This is a genomic window from uncultured Campylobacter sp. (genome assembly GCF_938045465.1).
In the GTDB taxonomy this organism is placed as follows: Bacteria; Campylobacterota; Campylobacteria; order Campylobacterales; family Campylobacteraceae; genus Campylobacter_B.
Genome location: NZ_CALIBF010000084.1, coordinates 1 through 2,600, shown reverse-complemented (window position 1 = coordinate 2,600; position 2,600 = coordinate 1). Strand labels below are relative to the sequence as shown.

General features: G+C 53.4%; 5 protein-coding genes. 4 read left to right on the top strand and 1 reads right to left on the bottom strand.

The features are described 5' to 3' along the window. Positions 1–411 (bottom strand): ABC transporter six-transmembrane domain-containing protein (locus Q0413_RS04210; protein ID WP_298987633.1); only part of this gene is annotated, 411 nt, incomplete at its 3' end. 166 nt (positions 412–577) lie between these two features. Between Q0413_RS04210 and Q0413_RS04205 the strand changes: the two genes are divergently transcribed. From Q0413_RS04205 to Q0413_RS04190, 4 genes are all read left to right on the top strand, one after another. After that, positions 578–952, top strand: a complete 375-nt coding sequence (locus tag Q0413_RS04205; protein WP_298987632.1) for a cupin domain-containing protein — start codon at positions 578–580, stop codon at positions 950–952. Positions 953–1,165: 213 nt separating this feature from the next. Beyond that, positions 1,166–1,414, top strand: a complete 249-nt coding sequence (locus tag Q0413_RS04200) for an NAD(P)-dependent oxidoreductase (protein ID WP_298987629.1) — start codon at positions 1,166–1,168, stop codon at positions 1,412–1,414. A 60-nt stretch (positions 1,415–1,474) separates the two neighbouring features. Beyond that, a complete protein-coding gene (locus Q0413_RS04195; protein ID WP_298987626.1) occupies positions 1,475–1,801 on the top strand; it encodes an Rrf2 family transcriptional regulator in 327 nt (108 codons plus the stop codon). A gap of 567 nt (positions 1,802–2,368) precedes the next feature. Beyond that, the coding region (locus Q0413_RS04190) for an NADP-dependent isocitrate dehydrogenase (RefSeq protein WP_298987621.1) at positions 2,369–2,600 on the top strand (232 nt) is incomplete at its 3' end.

Below are 2,600 nucleotides of genomic sequence, written 5' to 3'. Positions count from 1 at the left end.
GTACACTTTCACGGCGAGCACCGAATGGACGACAGGTCGTTCCTTTCGGGCGTCGTGCCCGTCATCCGGTGGATAGATGACAGGCAGGAAAGCCGCGAACGCCAGATTGTCTACATCGACGCGAGCTGCCTTGCCGACGCTTACGGCAAGCCCCGCGTATATCCTAGTAAACACCTGCGTATCCACGCGCCGCCTAATCGAGCCAAGCCCCCAGCCTACGAATACCATGCACGAGTAGCTAAGTGCCAAAAGCGTGTCACCCGCTACGATGGCGTTTATGGCGATGCCGGCTAGTACAGGATAGATGAGAAACAGTCCGTTTTCCGCTAAAACCAGGCTAAACGTTAAAAACAGCTTTTTAAAATTTTTCTTTGCAATGAGCGTTAGCGTCTTAAATGCGCTATTTTGCATAAAATTCCTTTGGTTAAAATCGCGCGGATTTTAGCTGATTTTAAAATTCGCGTCAATTTTTTTGAAAATTTTTGCTGTAACTCTTGACATTACAACAAAATTTGACTATACTTCGCTCATAAGTTGTAAGATATAATATTACAACAAAAAATCTAAGGAGAAAAAGATGTCAAACTACAAGATCGTTTCAACGAAAAGCGAACCGAGAGTCGAGCTAAAAGAAGCTCTAGGCTTAAGCGGCTGTGAGCTATCTATCAACGAGCTTCCGGCAAATGCGAGCGTGCCGTTCGTGCATTCGCACAAGCAAAACGAGGAGCTTTATTTGGTGCTAAAAGGCGGCGGCACGCTTTTCATCGACGGCGAGGAGAAGGCAGTCAGGGAGGGCGACGCGATCCGCATCGATCCGGACGGCAAAAGGTGCTTCAAGGCGGGCGCGCAGGGGATGAAATTTATCTGTATCCAAACTAAACGCGGCAGTCTGGAGCAGTACACTAACGGCGACGGCGTGATAAACGAGGACGTAAAGCCTAGCTGGCTGTAAAATTTTGCAAGACAAGCGCGCGGCAAAGCGCGGGCGTAAATTTTAAACTGCGTAGCGCGGCAAAACGACGCCCTGCGTGGCGGGCACACCGGCTGCGACGGCGATAGACAGTCGCATGAGAAAATGCATTAGTCGCTATGGCAAGTGAATTGGCTTGCAGCGGCGATAAGCGGCTGCGCAAGCAAACAAAATCTAAATTTAAAAGGATATAAAATGAAAAAAGTAGCAATCATCGGAGCAAACGGAAAATCAGGTAGCGCGCTAGTCGCGGAGGCGCTAAGGCAGGGCTATGACGTAACGGGCTTCGCGCGAAACAAAGAGTATAAAAACAGCGCCATCAAGCTCGTGCATAAGGACGTTTTCGAGCTTGGCAAAGCCGATCTAGCGGGCTTTGACGTCGTAATCAGCGCGATCGCTGCATGGACGCCGCAGACCTTCCCGCTTCACGCGAAAATGACGTAGCACATCGCGGAGCTGCTAAGCGGCACGCAGACTAGACTGCTCGTCATCGGCGGCGCGGGCGTGTTATACACAGACGCTTCGCGCAAGACGCGCCTGATGGATACTCCAAGCTTTCCGACTGAGTATATGGGCGTAGCCGAGGCGACTGCGGCGAGCTACGAGGTGCTAAAGGCGAGCAAAAATTTGATCTGGACCTACGTGATCCCTGCCGCGGAATACGACGCAAATGCCGCTCGCACAGGCTCATACGTCCTCGGAGGCGACGAGCTGATCCTAAACGGCAAGGGCAAAAGCTACATCGGCTACGCAGACCTCGCGCTCGCCGTAATAGATGAGATCGGGGCTCAAAAATTTATCGGCAAGCCGTTTACGGCGGTCGGCGAATAATGGGCGTTGCCACGCGTAAATTTTAAACCGCGCGGCACGGCAAAATTCTAACGTAAATTTTAAGTCGTATAGCGCGATAAAATTTGAACGCAAATTTAAAATTTAGCGCTAGGACAGAGCCTATGTTTGAATTAAAATTTAGAGCTAGAGCTAGCTATGGTTTGAAATTAAATTTAGTGGCGGAGCCGAACCTAAGCTAAAATTTAAAATTTAATGGCGATGGTGGCGACAGACGCACGGTTATTAATGATGGCTACGATTGCGTTTGCGATAACATCGGTAACGATTGTATTTGAATAATAGCGGCGGATTGTATTCACGACAACGGCGGTAGCGGCTGCAATGATGGTAGGCGACAGCGGCCCGGGCGGCGGTGCACGATCACCACATGTGAGATCTGCGATACGCGTCCTCGCGGCCGGGCCCGCGCCCCTCGGTCGGCCGCCGCGCATCCTCACCGCTCGCCCTCCCTCGTCCGCCCGTCTCCTCCAGCGAGCATCGACGCCTGGGACGGAGGTCACACGTTAAGGTGGGCCCATCACGACGACGCAAGCGAAGGACGTGCGCATGAGCGACCAGCCCGATGTCATCTACACCTGGACGGACGAGGCGCCCATGCTGGCGACCCACTCCCTCCTGCCGATCGTCGAGGGCTTCGCCCGCGCCGCGGGCGTGAGCGTCGGCACCGCCGACATCTCGCTGGCGCACCGCATCCTGGCCGCCTTCGACCTGGCCGACGACGACCTGGCCGCTCTCGGCGCGCTGACCCGATCCCCAAGCGCGACAATCATCAAACTCC